We start from the raw sequence: 16,510 nt of genomic DNA, 5'->3' as shown, positions 1-16,510 counted from the left end.
AAGTAACTATTGGTTCTTAAACTTCCAACCCTATGATTGCCATCACCGGCGCCACCGGCCACCTTGGCCAGGCCACCATCCAAGCTTTGCTGACCCAAGTGCCAGCCTCTGAAATTATTGCCGTCGTGCGCGACCCGCAGAAAGCCGCCGCCCTGCAAGCCCAGGGTGTGCAGGTGCGCCCGGGCGACTACAACGACCAAGCCTCGCTGACCGCCGCCTTCGCCGGCGCCGACAAGGTGCTGCTCATCTCGACCGTGGAAACTGAGCTGGAACTGCGCCGCCAGCAGCACCTGAATGCCATTGAGGCCGCCAAACAGGCGGGTGTGGCGCACCTCATCTACACCAGCGTAGTCAATCCCTCGGCCGAGTCGCCCTTCGTAGCCTCGCCCGGCCATGCGGCCACCGAGGCCGACCTGCGCGCCTCGGGCCTCAGCTACACTATCTTTCGCAACACGCTGTACCTCGATTTGCTGCCCGGCCTCATCGGCGAAAGCACGCTGCCCAGCGGCAAGTACCACTCGGCCGCCGGCAAGGGTAAGGTGAGCTACGCCCTGCGCAGCGAAATCGGTGAAGCGCTGGCTAATGCAATGACCAGCAGTGGACACGAAAACCAGGTTTACGACATTGCGCCCGCCCCGGCTTACTCCATGCGCGACGTGGCCCAGACCCTCAGTGAAGTGAGCGGCCAGCCCGTGGAGTACGTCGCCATCTCAAACGACGACCTGAAAGCGGCCCTGCGCCAACACCATCTGCCCGAGCCGGTGGTTGAGCTGCTCGCCGGCATGACGCAGGCCATGGAGCAGGATGAGTTCAACCTAGATAGCCCGGCTTTCGAACAGCTGCTAGGCCGCAAGCCAACCAATTTGCAACAGTTCCTGGCCAGCGTTTACGGCAAGTAGTGCAATCTGGAACAGGGTGGGGGAACGGCTCCACCTTGTTTTTTTGATTTATTGTAAGTGCTTACGTAATTTATTTAAATTTGTCACATGGATTTCTTTAATGAATTAGGCCCTGCCGCACTGGGAAGCCGGCTGCGCCGCTTGAATGATACAATGACCGGGCAGGCGGCCGAAGTCTATGGGCTTTACCAGCTGCAATTTGAGCCGCGCTGGTTTCCGGTGTTTTGCAGTGTGGCCCTGGAGCCGGGGCGACACGTGGGCGACATTGCTGAGCGCATCGGCCAGACCCACGCCGCCGTCAGTCAGGTGGTGAAAGACCTCGTGAAGCACAAGCTGGTGCAGGTGCAGCGCGGCGCTACCGACCAGCGACGCAGCAACATCAGCCTCACCAAGCGCGGCGCGGCGCTGTGGCCCGCCCTGCAGCAGCAAACCACCGACGTGCGCCAGGCCACCGAAGCCTTGCTGACTGAAACCCGCCACAACCTCTGGCTGGCCATTGGGGAGATGGAGTATGCTTTGTCGCGCCAGAGCCTGGCGGCCCGGGTGAAGGCCGTGCGCGACGCCCGGGTGGCCAGCGCCGTGCGGGTGCTGGACTATGCACCGCAGTACCAGCCCGATTTCAAGCAGCTTAATCTGGAGTGGATTGAGCAGCATTTCCGCGTAGAAGTTCCCGACCTGCAGGCCCTCGACCACCCGGAAGAGTACATTTTGCAGGCCGGCGGGCACATTCTGCTGGCCGAATACCAGGGGCGCATCGTGGGCACCTGCGCCCTGCTGCGCATGGATGACGAAGGCTACGAGCTAGCCAAAATGGCCGTGTCGCCGACAGCGCAGGGCCTGGGTATCGGCTTTCGACTGGGCGAAGCAGCCATTGCGCGGGCGCGGACCCTGGGCGCCCGGCGGCTTTACCTGGAAAGCAACACCAAGCTCGTACCCGCGCTGCAGCTTTACCACAAGCTGGGCTTTCGCAAAACGGTAGCGGGCCAGCCCTCGCCCTACGCCCGTTGCAACATCCAGATGGAGCTGCTGCTGTGAAAAAAAACAGCGGGTGAGGGCGGTGATAAAGGCGAAAGCATAGCGCTGCGAGCCGAAAATGGCGCCGGACGGAAGCAAGGCCAAAATCTTTTTTCACAAATTTCAATCCGGATTCAGTGGATTTGGCGTAGTGCAAGAAGTCGGGGTAATAATCTGGTTTGTATTCAACTGTAGGCACTAGTTGCCCTGGCGGAGCTTTATTCTTTCACTACCTTCCTTTCCCCTCTCCTTCACTTTTTATGAAGAAAAATCTTACCCGTCCCGCTCTTTTGCTGACCGCCGTGGCGGCCACCGCTGCGGGAGCCGTTCTGTGGAGCGGCAGCCACCAGCCGCTGGAAGCTTCCAGCCACCGCGAGGCCCCGCTGATTGCCGACGACCCGCTGGCTGACAACACCGACCTCTACGCCTTCCGCAGCCCCGATGCGCCCACCAACGACGCCAACGCGTCGGTGACCATCGTGGCCAACTACATTCCGTTTGAGTTGCCCCAGGGCGGCCCCAACTACAACACGTTTGGCGAAAACGTGCGCTACGAAATCCACGTCAAAAATGACCAGACGACGGCGGGCGACAACATTACCTACCGCTTCACCTTCACCCGTACCAACCAGGACCCCACCACGTTCTTCAACATCCGGCTGGGGCAGCAAAACCTGAAAACCACCTACACCTGCGAGAAAAGCGTGAACGGTGGTGCGTTTTCGAGCATCGTAACTAACGGTATCGTGCCGCCCACCAATATCGGGCCGCGCTCCATCGAGAATGCCACCGTGGGCCTGGGCCAGCAGTACAGCGCCCTGATGGCCAGCGCTGTGCAAACGCTGGGCGATGGCACAAAGATTTTCTGCGGTCCCACGGATGACCCCTTCTTCGCCGACCTCGGCGGGATTTTTGACCTCGGCGGCATTCGGGCCCCCGGCGCGGCCCGCGACGGCCTAGCCCGCAAAAACGTGCACGCCATCGTGATGCAGATTCCGGTATCGGTGCTGAAAAAGGCTGCCGCTCCGGCGCTGACTGCGGCTACCAGCATTCTGGATGCTAACTACATTATCGGCGTGTGGGCTTCGGCCAGCCGCCCCTCGCTGCGCACCCTGAATGCCAACGGCACCCAGACGCACTCGGGCAGCTACATCCAGGTGTCGCGTATCGGTATGCCGCTGACCAACGAGGTGATTAACCCCATCGGTGCCAAAGATGCCTGGAACGCCACCACGCCCTACGCCGAAGCGGCCGTTACCGACGACTACCTTTCGAACCCCGAGCTGGGCCTGTATATGGCTGAGGGCATGGCTAATGGCCAAACCTACTTCGGGGCCGCTGTGCCCGGCCTGAGCCCGCTGCGCGTTCAATCGGCCTCGCTGGCCGGTAGCCCCGGCCTGCCCGCCGGCTTCGACTTCCGCAACGGTGCGGCTGGCCTGAGCGGCCTGGCCGGCAGCACGGCCGTGAACGGCACCGCCCTGGCGCCCTCGCCGGCCGGCTACGGCCCCTACCTGCTGGTGGCCGGCAAGCCCCGCTCGGTGGATATCAAGCCCATCTTCCACACCGGGGTGCCCAACCTCCCCCCGTACCAGCTGGCTACCGGCAAAACGCCGCGCAACCCGCTTTCGGCCGGCAAGCCCTTCATCAACAACTTCCTGCTGGCTAACGCTACGGCGGCCAACCCCGGCGGCGACATGCTGCGCCTGAACATGGCCGTGCCCCCCACGCCCCGCAACTCGGCCGATTTCAGCTCGGAAGGCCTGCTGGCCGCCGCCGTGCTCGGCCTGACCGACCCGCGCTTCAATGCTTCGACCGCCGTGCAGATGATTCCGAACATGGATGGCTTCCCCAATGGCCGCCGTCTGGAAGACGACGTGACCCGCATCGAGTTGCAGGCCGTGGGTGGCGCAGTGCTGGCCGCTATCGGCCTGTTCTACGACGACTACACGGCTACGGCTACCAACCCGGTGACGCCGCGCCTGCAGGGGGTGCTAGGTTTCAACGCCGGCATCACGGCCAACGATACGACCTTCAAAGCCGCCTTCCCCTATGCCCAGACGCCCTGGCGCGGGACGACGGCCCAGACGACTATCACCTCGCAGCGCAGCGCTGCGGGCCTGGGCTTGTCGCCTAACCTGATGGTGGCCCAGGCTTACCCCAATCCTTTCGTGGACCGCACAACGTTCCACTTCGAGCTGGGCGTGAGCGCCAACCTGAGCCTCGTGGTAACCGACCTGACGGGCCGCAAAGTAGCCACCGTGACCGCCGCGAAAAACTTCGCTGCCGGTGCCCACGAGCTGAGCTGGCAGCCCGGCCGCGAAGTAGCGCCGGGCCAGTACATCGCCACCATCTACAGTGGCAAAACCGTGCTGCAGTCGGTGCGCCTGGAGCGGCGCTAAGCGTAGCGTGAATTAAGAAAGGAGGTAATTGGTGAAGAACTGAGTTGGGGCCGTTGTAAAAACGCTCCGCTCGCTTCTTCCCGATTACCTCCTTACCTTTTCACCTGCTTCCTTATCCTGTCATCTTTTCCGTTCAAAGAAATTGCGTAAATATCTCTACCCCGCGCTGCTGCTGGTATTTGCCGGGCTGGCGGCGGCCATTTTTGTCTTTAAAAAGCCCGAGGCCAAGCTGCCCGAGCTGCTGGCCCGCCACGGCGACCTGGCCGCCGGCGGCGAATGGGTGAACACCAAAAGCGCCATTGAGGGCCTGCAGGCCAAGCTTCGCCGCGACCCCCGCGACACCAAGAGCCGCCTGCTGCTGGCCCAGGCCTTTATGCAGGAAGGCCGCGTGACCGGCAACCATGAGTATTACGACTCGGCCGCCATGGAGCTGCTGACCGACGTACTGCGCGACGACCCCGAAAACTTCGAGGCGCTGTGCTGCCAGGCGTCGCTGAGCCTCACCCAGCACCACTTTTCGGAAGGGCTGGCGCAGGCTGAGAAGGCCCGGGCCATCAACCCCAACAGTGGCTTCGTGTATGGCCTGCTGACCGATGCCAACGTGGAATTGGGCCGCTACGACGAGGCCGTGAAAAACGCCGACCGCATGAACCAGGTGCGCCCGGACCTGTCGGCTTACTCGCGGGTGAGCTACCTGCGCGAAATTCACGGCGATATGCCGGGCGCCATCCAGGCGATGGATATGGCGGCCAAGGCCGGCTACATCGGGCTGGAGCAGACGGAGTGGGCCCGCGTGCAATTGGGGCATTTGTATGAGGTGAGTGGCGACCTGCCGCAGGCCGAGATGTGCTTTCAGCAGGCGCTGGAAGCGCGGCCGGGCTATGCCTACGCCCTGGCGGGCATGGGCCGCGTGGCCGCCGCCCGCCAGAACTACCCGGCCGCCATCGACTACCTGAAACGGGCCCGCAGCATGGTGAAAGACTACGCCTTCACCGACGAGTTGGTGGACGTGTACCGCCAGGCCGGCCAGCCGGCCGAGGCCGATAAGATGGCCAAAGAGTCGGTGGCGATGCTGAAAAGCGCCGCCGAAGCCGCCGACGGCGCCGAGCAGATGGGCCACCACACCGACCGCGAGCTGGCCTACGCCTGCCTCAAAACCGGCGAGCTCGACAAGGCCCTCGAACACGCCGAAAAGGAGTATAAGCGCCGCCCCGACAACATCGACGTGAACGAAACCATGGCCTGGGTGCACTACAAGCGCGGCGAGTATGCCGAGGCGCAGAAGTACATGACCGTGGCCCGCCGCACCAACTCGCAAAACCCCGTGCTGCTGGGCCGCGCGGGCCTTATTCTCACCAAAACCGGGCAGGTAGCGGCAGGGCAGGCCCTGCTCAACAAAGCCCTGCAAACGGCGCCGTACCTGGATATGGACCTGGCGGCCGAAGGCCGAAAGATGCTGGCCGCACGGTAGTTGTTTTGAAGAAACTGCTGGCGCGCGTCTCCGACGCGTGCCGGCTGGCGTGGCGTCTCCAGACGCCCCGGTCGCGCCGCCTGCTTTAATCGTTCTATCAGCGCGTCTGGAGACGCGAACCCAGTCGGCACGCGTCTCCAGACGCGCGCCAGCTAATGCAAGCGCTTTGTGACTTCCTTCCTGCACCGCAAAAAAACCTGGCTGCTGCCGCTGCTCCTGCTGCTGGCCCAGCCGGCCCTGGCCCACGTCATCGACCAGGATTTGAGCAAGCTCTCGCGCACCGAGATTTTCTGGGCCTACCTCTGCGCGGGCTTCGAGCACATTCTGCAGCTGGGGCCTGATTACCTGCCGCTGGGGCTCGACCACATCCTGTTTATCATCAGCCTCTACATTCTGGAGCCGCGCCTCAAGCCGGTGCTGTGGCAGGCCACGGCCTTCACCGTGGCGCACTCCATTACGCTGGGGCTGGGGATGTACGGGCTCATTGCGCCGCCCTCGGAAGTGGTGGAGCCCATCATTGCGCTGTCCATCCTGTTTGTGGCTATCGAAAACATCATTACTACCCGGCTCAACCCCTGGCGGCTGCTGGTGGTGTTCGGCTTCGGGCTGATTCACGGCATGGGCTTCGCCAGCGTGCTCACCGGCCTGGGGCTGCCGGAAAAGGACTTTTTTGGCGCCCTCATTTCCTTCAACGTGGGCGTGGAGCTGGGGCAGGTGACGGTGATACTGCTCTGCTGGGCGCTCATTGGCCGCTGGGCCGCCGACCGGCCCTGGTACCGCCGCCGGGTGGTCATTCCAACATCGGTGGTGATTGGGCTGATTGCGGCGTACTGGACGGTGGAGCGGGTGTTTTTTGCTTAAGTCCCTTGTTGCATTCCGGCTGAACAGGCCCCGCTGGCAGTTGCTGGCGGGGCTTTTTTGCGGGCTCATGGGCTGCTGAGGTAGCCTGCGACTGCCCAACCCGCACGGGTTACCCTGCCAACCCGCGCGGACTGGCGGGTAACCCGTGCGGACTGGCGGGGTAACCTGTGCGGATTGGCGGGGTAACCCGTGCGGATTGGCGGGATGACCCGTGCGGGTTGACCTGTTAGCTTGCGTGGGGTGACTTGCTGGTCCGCATGGATTACCCCGCCAGCCTGCATGGCTTGCCTTGCCAGCTCATGCGGCTTAGGGTAGGAAATCCAGCTAAGCAACCAACTGATTTGAAGATTTTGAAAAATCTATTACATTCGTCGCGGCGCTGAAAACGGGTTTCAACGCCTTAACCATCATATTATATGCCGAAAACCGATTTTTACCCTCAAAACCTGGCGCCGCTGCTCAAGTGGCTGCAGCTCCAGGTGACGCAATGGGAGGCCAACTACCTCAAGTTTGGCTACACCAAGGACGACAAAGATGACGTCGTGAAGCGCGTTCAGGCCGTCATCGACCGTATCAACCAGGTGGCCGCATTGCAGGCCAACCAGGCCCAGCAGGTGCAGGACCGCGAAACCCTCACCACCGAGTTTGAGGCCTACTACCGCGAGCTGATTCAGCGCGTGCGCCGCACGCCGAAGCTCGATGCCGGCGTGCCGGCCGCCTTCGAATGGGATGGGAAGGAGCAAAGCAAAGAGGATGCGGACACCGCCCAGCCCAGGGTATCGGGCGTGCACACGGCCCCCAGCGAGGTTATCATCGACTGGGTGCGCGGCCGCTTCGACGGCGTGGATGTGGAGCTGAGCTACGACGGCAGCACCTGGACCAAGGGCGACTTCGACACCCGCTCGCCCTTCGAGGACCGCCGCCCCCTGCGCACCCCCGGCCAGCCCGAAACCCGCTACTACCGCCTGCGCTACCGTCTCAAAGACCAGCCCTTCGGGCAATACTCGAAGGTGGCCCAGGCCGTGGCCCGCGATAATTAGCCGGCCCGCCCTGCGGCGACCCTACCGAGGCCCCTTCTGCGCGCAGAAGGGGCCTTTTTGCGGTGGCAGGGCCGCCGTTCGGCGATTGGAACCGGCCATCCATCTAGTTCTGCGTGAAGCGGCAGCGGGCAGCGGGATATTTGTGCCAGTCCTTGCGTAGCCCCTTTCTCCCGCCATGAGCCTGCCGCCGCCCGCCGTTTACAATTCCTTGTTTTTAAAGGCCGACTACCGCACGGTCATCACCACCGACGGCAGCCACACCTACCGCAGCAGCGTGGCGCAGCAGGCCCGTCTCGACGATATTTTTCTGCTGCCCGGCGCTAGCCTGCGCCCCGATACGGCCGGCCCCGGCGGCCAGCTGCTGCTGCTGCCCATCGTGGGCGGCGCCCTGCTCAGCACCGCCCACGAGCACGAGCGGCCCCTGCTGCCCGGCTGCCTCTACGCCCTGCCCGAAGCCGACGCGGACCGGCTGACGCTGACCAACCCGTTCGAGGAAACCGTGAACGTGCTGCTGATTCGGGCGCCCGTGCCCGCCGCCGCTACCCCGGCCCCGTGCGAGTTTGAGCTGCCCCTGACGGCTAAAAATACCCTGGTGCAGCCCGTCGGGCAGGCCCTGCCCGTGCAGGTGGGCCTCTACGACAGCCGGGTGAAGGGCCACCTCGCGGCGCCCGCGCCGGGCGAGGGCTTTGGGCTGTGCTACGTGCTCAACGGGGCGTTTGAAATCGAAGACCGGCTGGCCGAGCACCGCGACGCGCTGGTGCTCTGGGACACGCCCCGCATCGGGTTTGAGGCCCTCTCGGAAACGGCCATTCTCCTGTACCTGCAGTTTGCCAAGGCTTAAATTTTTCACCATATTTCAACTTTTACTCTCATGAACCGACTCGACTTTATCAAGAAAAGCGTGGGGTTTCTGGGCATGTCGCTGGTGGCGCCCTCCCTGCTGGGGAGCAGCGAGGCCCGGGCCTGCACCGTGGCCAGCACCGAAACGGCCGGCCCGTTTCCGACCATTAACCCCGCCACGCTGGTGCGCAACAACATTGTGGGCACCCGCACGGGCGTGCCCTTCACCATCAACATCATAGTGAAGAATGTGCGCAGCAATTGCCTACCCGTGGCGGGCCTGCTCGTGGACATCTGGCACTGCGACAAGGATGGCAACTACTCGCAGTACGGCGGCACGCCGATGCAGCAAACCAACTACACCGGCCAGGACTTCCTGCGGGGCCGCCAAACCACCGACAGCACCGGGCTGGTCAGCTTCACCAGCATTTTCCCGGGCTGGTACATGGGGCGCGCCACCCACATCCACGTGCACATTTACACGGCCGCCGGGCAGTCGCTGCTCATCTCCCAGATTGCCTTCCCCGAAGGCGCCAACAGCGCCGTGGTGACCGTGAACGCCGCCACCGCCGCCGGCTACACCAAGGGCATGACGGGCTACACCTACAACAACAGCGACAACGTGTTTTCGGACGGTACGGCCACCGAGATGAGCACCATCACCGGGAGCGTGGCCGCCGGCTACGTGCTGGCCTGGGACGCCTTCGTGTCGTCGACGGCCCTGGCCACCACCGATGCCGCGGCCGAAAAGCACTTCCAGATTCGGCAGAATTTCCCGAACCCCTGCGTGGCCATCACCAGCATCCCGGTGGTGCTGCGCACACCCTCCGACGTGCGGGTGAGCGTGCGCTCGCTCGATGGCCGGGAAGTGCTGCGGCAGGCGCTGGGCACGCTGGGCGCCGGCGACCACCTGGTCGACCTGAACCTGTCGGCCCTGGCCGCCGGCAACTACCTCTACCAGGTGAAAGTAGCCAACCTGTCGGGCACGTTCACGCAGTCGAACCTGCTGACGAAGCACTAAGGCGCCCGCCGCCAGCCCATCTTCAAGTCATAAAAAGAGGCGTCGGCTACTGTAGCCGACGCCTCTTTTTATGGCTTAAAGCTGGTGCCGCCCGCGGCTACCCGGCAAAGTCAGTCGGGCCCCGCCGCCAGCGCGCCCAGGCACTCAGCAGCGCCGCCCCGGCCAGGCCCGCCAGCAGCCAGGGCGCCGCATCGGCCACCTGCTCCACCGCCCCGGTGATGGCATTGGCCCGCCCCAACAGCCGCTCGGCCAGCCAGGCCAGCGCCGCCAACCCGGCAAACGCGGCCCCGCCCAGGCGCAGGCCGGCATAAGCCCGGGGGCTGCCGCTCAGCAACAGCAGCCACGGTACGACGAGGGCAATGACGGCCAGTTGCATCAGCTCAATCCCCAGGTTGAAGCCCAGAATGCTCAGCGCCATGCGTCCCGCATCGAGCTGTAGATTAGCCAGCGTGCCGGCAAAGGCCAGCCCATGCACGAGCCCGAAGCCCGCCGCCACCGCCGCCTCGCGCCCCGGAAACAGCGGCCGCCACGCGTGCCCCGCCGACACCAGGATGCTCACGGCAATGAGCGCCTCCACCGGCCCGCCCGGCAGGCGCAGCCAGCCCAGCGCCCCCGCCAGCAGCGTGAGCGAGTGGCCCAGGGTGAAGGCCGTGACAATCGCCAGTAGGCGCCTGAGGCTATACTTCACCCCGCCAAACGGCCCCCAGCGCGGCCCGGCCGCTAGCAGCGGCGCCGGCAGCAGCAGCGCCAGCAGAAACAGCAGGTGGTCGGTGCCCTCGGCGATGTGCCGGGTGCCCAGCGCCACCATGCTGCGGAAGCCTGCCCAGCGGCTGCCGGCAGTCTGCTTGATTTCGAGGGGCGGAATGCGGTTGTGGCGCGGGTCAAGGCGAATGACGCCCACCTCGGCGGGCGGCTGCTCGGCCAGGTGGCCGGCGTCCCAGTCCTGCCGCACCGCTACCAGGGCCACGTGCGTGGCTACCTGGTGAATGATGGCGTCGTAGTCGAAGGTGAAGGTGCGCGGGCTGGCGCCGGGCGGCGGCAGCAGTTGCAGCTGGGCAATGACTTCCTGGTAGGAGCCGGCTTCGGTTTGGGCGGTGCTATCGACGCGCAGCTGGCCCACGCGCACGGTCCAGGGGCGGCCGTCGGGGCTGCGGGGGCGCACGTGCTGCACCAGGTAGGCCCGCAACTCGGGGCCGAAGCGCTGCACGATGGTTTCGGGGTGCGCGCCCAGCAGCTGTCCGAAGGCGTACTGCAGCTCGGCGACGGGCAGCTGCAACTCGGCATCGACGCGCCGGGGGTGGATGTCGAGCAATACCACCGAATTGGGCATGGGGTGGGCTAGCAGCGGCGCCGGGGCGGCCAGCGTCAGCAGTAGCAACAGCCAGCGGTAGGGGAGAAGGGAAGGAAGGCGCATGGGAAAATCAGCTGGAAAGGCGCAGATTTCAAGTCGGAAGCGGAATAAAAAGCCCAACTTCAAGCGGCAAACTTACCGGTTTCCTCTTTCGCCCGGCCGCCAAAATCGGCAGATGGGCCGCCTGAATCGACCATTGAATCCAAGCCAAAAAAACAACGCCACCCGGTTGCCCGGGTGGCGTTGTTTTTTAGCTGGCCAGCGCGGGCTTAATAACCCATTGCCACCCGGCACTGCGCATAGTAGCTGCCCTGATGCACATCGCGGCCGTTGCGGCGCGGTTCCGGGCTGCTGGTTGATGCCCTGGCCAGAGTGGCCAGTAAATCAGCGGCCTGAAGCGGCAGGAAAGCCAGGGCGCAGCCCGTGTGGGGCGTAATTGGCTGCGGCAAACGCAGCGTGGAGCTGGCCCGCACCGGAGCCGCTGAAGAAGAAAAATCCGAAAAAGACATGGCTAGAAAGCAAAGCACAGCCCTCCCGGCGCCATGCGCGCGGGAAGAGCCATCCGTGAAAGAAATAAGACGAAACCGCTGCCATCGTAGCAGCCAGACAAGCCCAGTCGGGGCTCGCATTCGACTTATCCCTGGCGCGGCGGGGCTTCCAGACGGGAGTGGTAGCCGCTCCGCACCGCGCTGGCGGCGGCCGCCGTGAGCAGCGGCCGCGCCGGGCGCAGCGGAGCCTGGACTTGCCCGGCCGCCGCTTCGGGCAGGCAGTGCAAATCCAGGCCTTTCAGGCTGGTGAGCAGCTGGTGCAGCGGGGCCTTCTCGCCGGGCTTCTGCACGGTGTACTGCACGCCGTTGCAGTCGTCGAAACAGCCGATTTGCAGCGTGTGGCGCAGCTGGCAGTCGTGGCTGTGCACGTAAGGGAAGGCCCGGTCGATGGGCCGCGCCGGCCGTTCGGCCACGCTGGCGCACACCACCAGCAGGTAGTTGAGCAGCAGTAGCAACGTGAGGGCCTGGCGGAGCATGAAAGCAGTAGGAGCTGGCGGGGTACCCGCACAGTACGGTAAGACGGGCCGTTGCGGATGTTTTTCCGGGACCAGAGCAGTCGTTGGGCGGGAATTCGGGCAAACCGTCGATTCATCTTCGGCAACAGTCGATACCACCGCAGCGCAAGGTCATTGACAAGCCAGCTTTGCCGCATCGAAACTGCTGCCAAGACAACGCCAAGACCCGCATCCAGAGTAGCGTACCCCCCGAATTCTCACTTATTACCTCCCGCCGTTTACCATGAAAAAATTAGTCTTCTTGGCTCCGCTGCTGCTGGCTACCATGGCCAGCGACAAGCTGGGCTCCCTGTTTGAGGCACCGCAACCCGAAGCCGTGGCCGCCCGGCCCGCCGCCCGCCCCACTGCCGCCAAAGGCACCAAATCAGCCGCCACCGTGGCCGACGTGGTGACGGCCGCCAACGCCTTTCTGGCCTCGCTCAGCACCGCCCAGCAGGCCACCCTCGTCCAGACGTTCAACCAAACCAACGTGGCCAAGTGGTCGAACCTGCCGGTGAGCAACGGCAGCCGCCTGGGCCTGCGCCTCGACGCCCTCACCGCCGCCCAGCAAACGCTGGCCCTGGCCGTAGTGGAAGCCGCCACCGGCACCGTGGGTGGCGAAGGATTCCGCGAAATTCAGGAAATCCGGGCCGCCGACGACAATCTGGTAGCCAACGGCGGCGGCAGCGCCTACGGCAGCGGCGTGTACCTCATTGCCTTCCTGGGCCAGCCCAGCCTCACCGGCACCTGGATGCTGCAGTTTGGCGGCCATCACCTGGCTACCAACATCTGCTACCGCAACGGCTACGTCACCGGCCCCACGCCCAAGTTTGAAGCCACCGAGCCGCTGACCTTCACCACCGCCAACGCCAACGTGCTGCCCACCGGCACCGTGGTCACGCCGCTCGGCAACGAGGCCACGGCCATTCAGGCGCTGTTTGCCGGCCTTACCACCGCCCAGCGCACTACCGCCCGCCTCAGCCAGACCTTCACCGACGTGGTGCTGGGCCCGAACGGCAACGGGCAGTTTCCCACCACTCGCCTGGGCCTGCCGGGCAGCCAGCTCACCGCCGCCCAGCAAACCCTGGTAATGAATGCCCTGCGCCCCTGGGTGCTGGACGCCGACGACGCCACCGGCGCGCAGCTGCTGAGCTACTACGAAACCCAGCTGGCCAACACCTACATCAGCTACTCCGGCACCGGCCTCTTCACCAGCAACGCCGACTATGCCCGCATCGACGGCCCCAACGTCTGGATTGAGTTCGTGTGCCAGAGCGGCGTTATCTATCGCAACCAGATTCACTACCACAGCATCTACCGCGACCGCGCCCGCGACTACGGCGGCAACTTCTACACCACCGCCCTCGGTACCCAGGCTGCTGCCACCCAAGCATTTGCCGTATACCCCAACCCCGCCTACGCCGGCAGCAGCCTCCAGGTGCAGCTCGAAACGCCCGCCGCCTCGGCCACTTACACGCTGCGCAATATGCTGGGCCAGCGCCTTAGCAGCGGCGCGTTCAGCGGCAGCAGCACCGAGGTTGCTACCACGGGCTTGGCCATCGGCACTTACCTGCTTAGCATCGAGGTGGCCGGGCAGTCGCCGATGACGCGCAAGGTTCTGGTTTATTAAGTTTTCCCAGGTTTCCCCACCTTCCCAAGCCCTGGCCGATGTTATTGGTCAGGGCTTTTTTTGGGGCAGGTTAATCCAAAGTCAGGCTAACTTCCGTAGTGACTGCAATTCGCTGCCTGATTTTCTGCTTTTTGCCGATGCGTCGAACGCTACGCCCACTATTAGCCTGCCTGCTGCTGCTCAACTACCTGCTGGTGGTGGGCGCGGGCCTGCGCGTGGGCCGGCCCGAAGCGCCCGCCTTCTCGGCCGCCCGGCCCTATGTGCACAACAAGGCCTGCCAGCAACGTAACTACCTGCATCTCGACTGCTTCGAACAGTGCAACGGCAACCAGAGCGAGGTCAAAACCAAGCTGCCCGCTGAAACCGCCCTGCATTTCCTGGCCCAGCTCAAGGGGCTCGATGTGCATTGTGCGTTCGGCGCCCTGCTTCGCCCGCGTCCCGCTGGCCCGTCTTCGCCGACGGCCGCCCTGCTGCGCCCGGCCCCGCAGGGCGGGTTGCTGCCCCTGGGCTTTGGCGGCACCAACTACCCTCCACCCCGTCGGGGATAAGAACCCAACTGGCCCTGCTCCGGGCCGACACCCACTGGGCGCCCTGCGCGCCGGCGGCTTTTTCTTATCCATTTATCCGACGCTGACTCCCAGCGCTCCCTGCTGAGCCGGGGCGCGTCTTCTTTCCGACGCCTTTGAAACTACTGGTATTCTCTCTCCGCCCGGGGCTTATTGCCGCGGGCCTTGCAGCCGGTGTGCGCCCGCGCCGCTTCCGCGTTTTCTCCGGCCTGCTGCTGATAATCAGCTGGAGCTTATTCGCCCCTGGCCAGGCGCAGGCCCAACCCAGCCGGTCCGCCGCCGACACCATCCGCAAAATATCCAGCAAAGAGCTGGAGGAAGTGACGGTGCAGGGCCGCTACTACAAGCAGTACACCACCAATTCGGTATCGAGCGTACTACGCCTGCAAACGCCGTTGCTCAACTTGTCGCAGAACATTCAGGTGGTGACGCCCGAAATCATTGCCGACCAGGCCAGCTTCAACACCACCGACGGCGTGAGCCGCAACGTGAGCGGCATCATCCGGCAGGAAGTGTCGAACAACCTGGGGCCAAACCTCTTCATGCGCGGCGGCCAAATCAGCACCCTGCGCAACGGCGTGGACGTGACGCCGCTCTACCGCGGCCCCTCGCCGGAAGATGCGGCCATCATCGACCGGGTGGAGTTCGTGAAAGGTCCATCGCTGTTTATGAACAATATCGGCGACCCGGCGGGCACTTTCAACGTGGCCACCAAGCAGCCCACCGGCAGCCGCCAATACAACCTGCAGGCCATGCTGGGCAGCTATAACCTCTACCGCCTCGCCGCCGACCTCGACGGGCAGGTGGACAAGCCTGGCAAGCTGCTCTACCGCCTCAACGTGATGGGCATGAGCACCGAGTCATTCGTAAAGCACGATTTCAACCGCCGCTTCCTGATAGCGCCAGTGCTGAAGTATCGGCTGAGTGAGCGCACGGCCCTCACGGCCGAGTACATGTACCAGCGCTTCAGCTACGCCATGCAGAGTCCCATCGTGATGACACCCAATGGCTTCGCTAGCCTGCCCACCGACTTCACCCTGACCGAGAAAAACCTGCGCCCCTACCAGGTCAACGACCAATCGGCCTTCCTGACCCTGACGCACCAGTTTTCGCCCAATTGGCGAGTGACGGCCCGCGGCGCCGTGCTGCGCCACCACAGCGACGGCATTTACCTGTGGGTGACCGGCGTGAACGCCGCCGCGCCCAACGTGCTGCTACGCAACCCCAAGTACGACCTGACCCGCTCGCTGGTGTTTTCGCAGCAGGCGTTTGTAAACGGCAGCTTCGCGACCGGCCCGGTGCGGCACCAGCTGCTAGTTGGTATCGACATGAACCAGAAAACCTTATTGGCCAATAACTACATCGAATACGATACCTACAAGGATGCGGCCGGGGCGACCAAGCTGACCTACTATCCGCTCGATATTAACAACCCCACGTACGGCACGGAAATCACGGAATACTCCGCTCCCGACGGGCTGGACACGCGCAACACCGACCAGTCGATTCGCTACGTGTCGGGCTACGCGCTGGATGAGCTGGGCTTTTTCGACAGCAAGCTGCGGCTGACGCTGGGCGGGCGCTACACCTCGGTGCGGGTGCACAACGAAGTGTCGGGGCTGACAACCACCTCCTACGACCAGGCCGTGACGCCGCGCCTAGGACTCAGCTACAGCATTTTGCCTAGCCTGTCAGTATACGGCCTCTACGACCAGACGCTGGTGCCGCAGGCCGGCGTGACGAGCACCGGCGAGTCTATTGACCCGCTGCGAGGCACGAACCGCGAGCTTGGCCTTAAGAAAAACTGGCTGGGCGGGCGCTGGACTTCCACGGCCTCGGTGTACTACATCACCCGCTCCAACATCATTGCCACCGACCCCACCAACAGCCGCTTCCGCCTGGTGGCGGGCGAAAACCACGCCCAGGGCGTGGAAGTGGACGTGGTAGGGCAGGTGCTGAAGGGCCTGAACGTGGTGGTGAACTACGCCTACAACGACGCGAAAGTCGACAAGGACCTCAACCCGAAGCTGGTGGGGGCCCGCACGCCCATGTACGTGAAGCACGTGCAGAACACCTGGCTGAACTACGAGCTGCCGGCCCGGGTGCTGCGCGGCCTCACGCTGTCGGCGGGCTACCAGTGGCAGGCGGGGCGCGGCGAGCGCTACGTGACGGCCACCCCGCAGGCCATCCCTAACTTCTTCCGGCTCGATGCCGGCGTGGGCTGGCACTCCGAGCACATTCGCATCAACCTGCTCGTCAATAACGTGCTCAACGAGAAGCTGGTGGCCACGCCCTGGTTTCGCAACGGCCTCTACTACTGGGTGCCGCAGCCGGGCATCAACGGGCGCTTGTCGCTGGGCTACACCTTTTAACTAC

Annotated in this window: 14 protein-coding genes; 11 read left to right on the top strand and 3 right to left on the bottom strand. The window is 64.1% G+C overall.

The window, feature by feature from the left end; translation table 11 throughout:
* Positions 1-32 precede the first annotated feature (32 nt).
* The 8 genes from Q5H93_RS06890 to Q5H93_RS06855 all read left to right on the top strand — a co-directional run bounded on the left by Q5H93_RS06890 (position 33) and on the right by Q5H93_RS06855 (position 9,545).
* Entirely contained in the window at positions 33-899 is an 867-nt protein-coding gene (locus Q5H93_RS06890) for an SDR family oxidoreductase (RefSeq protein WP_305005770.1), read from the top strand.
* 87 nt (positions 900-986) lie between these two features.
* Complete coding sequence (locus tag Q5H93_RS06885; RefSeq protein ID WP_305005769.1) at positions 987-1,934, top strand: bifunctional helix-turn-helix transcriptional regulator/GNAT family N-acetyltransferase; 948 nt, start codon at positions 987-989, stop codon at positions 1,932-1,934.
* A gap of 239 nt (positions 1,935-2,173) precedes the next feature.
* Positions 2,174-4,312, top strand: a complete 2,139-nt coding sequence (locus Q5H93_RS06880) for a DUF4331 family protein (protein ID WP_305005768.1) — start codon at positions 2,174-2,176, stop codon at positions 4,310-4,312.
* 142 nt (positions 4,313-4,454) lie between these two features.
* The gene (locus tag Q5H93_RS06875) at positions 4,455-5,783 is read left to right on the top strand and encodes a tetratricopeptide repeat protein (protein ID WP_305005767.1); all 1,329 of its coding nucleotides are present in this window, start codon (positions 4,455-4,457) and stop codon (positions 5,781-5,783) included.
* A 168-nt stretch (positions 5,784-5,951) separates the two neighbouring features.
* Entirely contained in the window at positions 5,952-6,644 is a 693-nt protein-coding gene (locus Q5H93_RS06870) for a HupE/UreJ family protein (protein ID WP_305005766.1), read from the top strand.
* A gap of 416 nt (positions 6,645-7,060) precedes the next feature.
* Positions 7,061-7,684 carry a hypothetical protein gene (locus Q5H93_RS06865; protein WP_305005765.1) on the top strand — a complete coding sequence of 208 codons (624 nt, stop codon included), beginning with the start codon at positions 7,061-7,063 and terminating at the stop codon, positions 7,682-7,684.
* Positions 7,685-7,859: 175 nt separating this feature from the next.
* Positions 7,860-8,525, top strand: a complete 666-nt coding sequence (locus Q5H93_RS06860) for a hypothetical protein (RefSeq protein WP_305005764.1) — start codon at positions 7,860-7,862, stop codon at positions 8,523-8,525.
* Positions 8,526-8,555: 30 nt separating this feature from the next.
* Positions 8,556-9,545 carry a dioxygenase family protein gene (locus Q5H93_RS06855; RefSeq protein WP_369810991.1) on the top strand — a complete coding sequence of 330 codons (990 nt, stop codon included), beginning with the start codon at positions 8,556-8,558 and terminating at the stop codon, positions 9,543-9,545.
* 97 nt (positions 9,546-9,642) lie between these two features.
* On the opposite strand, the gene Q5H93_RS06845 is transcribed toward Q5H93_RS06855, so the two are convergent.
* From Q5H93_RS06845 to Q5H93_RS06835, 3 genes are all read right to left on the bottom strand, one after another.
* The gene (locus Q5H93_RS06845; protein WP_305005763.1) at positions 9,643-10,959 is read right to left on the bottom strand and encodes a HupE/UreJ family protein; all 1,317 of its coding nucleotides are present in this window, start codon (positions 10,957-10,959) and stop codon (positions 9,643-9,645) included.
* Positions 10,960-11,165: 206 nt separating this feature from the next.
* Positions 11,166-11,405, bottom strand: a complete 240-nt coding sequence (locus tag Q5H93_RS06840; RefSeq protein WP_305005762.1) for a hypothetical protein — start codon at positions 11,403-11,405, stop codon at positions 11,166-11,168.
* Between the two features lie 125 nt (positions 11,406-11,530).
* Entirely contained in the window at positions 11,531-11,920 is a 390-nt protein-coding gene (locus Q5H93_RS06835) for a hypothetical protein (RefSeq protein WP_305005761.1), read from the bottom strand.
* Between the two features lie 262 nt (positions 11,921-12,182).
* On the opposite strand from Q5H93_RS06835, the gene Q5H93_RS06830 reads away from it, so the two are divergent.
* The 3 genes from Q5H93_RS06830 to Q5H93_RS06820 all read left to right on the top strand — a co-directional run bounded on the left by Q5H93_RS06830 (position 12,183) and on the right by Q5H93_RS06820 (position 16,506).
* On the top strand, positions 12,183-13,568 hold the full coding sequence (locus Q5H93_RS06830; RefSeq protein ID WP_305005760.1) for a DUF3500 domain-containing protein: 1,386 nt from the start codon (positions 12,183-12,185) through the stop codon (positions 13,566-13,568).
* Positions 13,569-13,705: 137 nt separating this feature from the next.
* Positions 13,706-14,116 carry a hypothetical protein gene (locus Q5H93_RS06825; protein ID WP_305005759.1) on the top strand — a complete coding sequence of 137 codons (411 nt, stop codon included), beginning with the start codon at positions 13,706-13,708 and terminating at the stop codon, positions 14,114-14,116.
* 134 nt (positions 14,117-14,250) lie between these two features.
* Complete coding sequence (locus tag Q5H93_RS06820; protein ID WP_305005758.1) at positions 14,251-16,506, top strand: TonB-dependent siderophore receptor; 2,256 nt, start codon at positions 14,251-14,253, stop codon at positions 16,504-16,506.
* Positions 16,507-16,510 lie beyond the last annotated feature (4 nt).

Origin of the sequence: Hymenobacter aranciens, from assembly GCF_030580865.1 — a bacterium.
GTDB classification, from domain to species: Bacteria; Bacteroidota; Bacteroidia; order Cytophagales; family Hymenobacteraceae; genus Hymenobacter; species Hymenobacter aranciens.
This window is presented reverse-complemented; position numbering and strand designations above follow the sequence as displayed.

What these genes read in the sequence shown, in the direction of transcription:
- Q5H93_RS06890 (WP_305005770.1), top strand. Translation starts at nt 33, where the DNA reads ATGATTGCCATCACCGGCGCCACCGGCCACCTTGGCCAGGCCACCATC.
- Q5H93_RS06885 (WP_305005769.1), top strand. Translation starts at nt 987, where the DNA reads ATGGATTTCTTTAATGAATTAGGCCCTGCCGCACTGGGAAGCCGGCTG.
- Q5H93_RS06880 (WP_305005768.1), top strand. Translation starts at nt 2,174, where the DNA reads ATGAAGAAAAATCTTACCCGTCCCGCTCTTTTGCTGACCGCCGTGGCG.
- Q5H93_RS06865 (WP_305005765.1), top strand. Translation starts at nt 7,061, where the DNA reads ATGCCGAAAACCGATTTTTACCCTCAAAACCTGGCGCCGCTGCTCAAG.
- Q5H93_RS06860 (WP_305005764.1), top strand. Translation starts at nt 7,860, where the DNA reads ATGAGCCTGCCGCCGCCCGCCGTTTACAATTCCTTGTTTTTAAAGGCC.
- Q5H93_RS06855 (WP_369810991.1), top strand. Translation starts at nt 8,556, where the DNA reads ATGAACCGACTCGACTTTATCAAGAAAAGCGTGGGGTTTCTGGGCATG.
- Q5H93_RS06845 (WP_305005763.1), bottom strand. Translation starts at nt 10,959, where the DNA reads ATGCGCCTTCCTTCCCTTCTCCCCTACCGCTGGCTGTTGCTACTGCTG.
- Q5H93_RS06840 (WP_305005762.1), bottom strand. Translation starts at nt 11,405, where the DNA reads ATGTCTTTTTCGGATTTTTCTTCTTCAGCGGCTCCGGTGCGGGCCAGC.
- Q5H93_RS06835 (WP_305005761.1), bottom strand. Translation starts at nt 11,920, where the DNA reads ATGCTCCGCCAGGCCCTCACGTTGCTACTGCTGCTCAACTACCTGCTG.
- Q5H93_RS06830 (WP_305005760.1), top strand. Translation starts at nt 12,183, where the DNA reads ATGAAAAAATTAGTCTTCTTGGCTCCGCTGCTGCTGGCTACCATGGCC.
- Q5H93_RS06825 (WP_305005759.1), top strand. Translation starts at nt 13,706, where the DNA reads ATGCGTCGAACGCTACGCCCACTATTAGCCTGCCTGCTGCTGCTCAAC.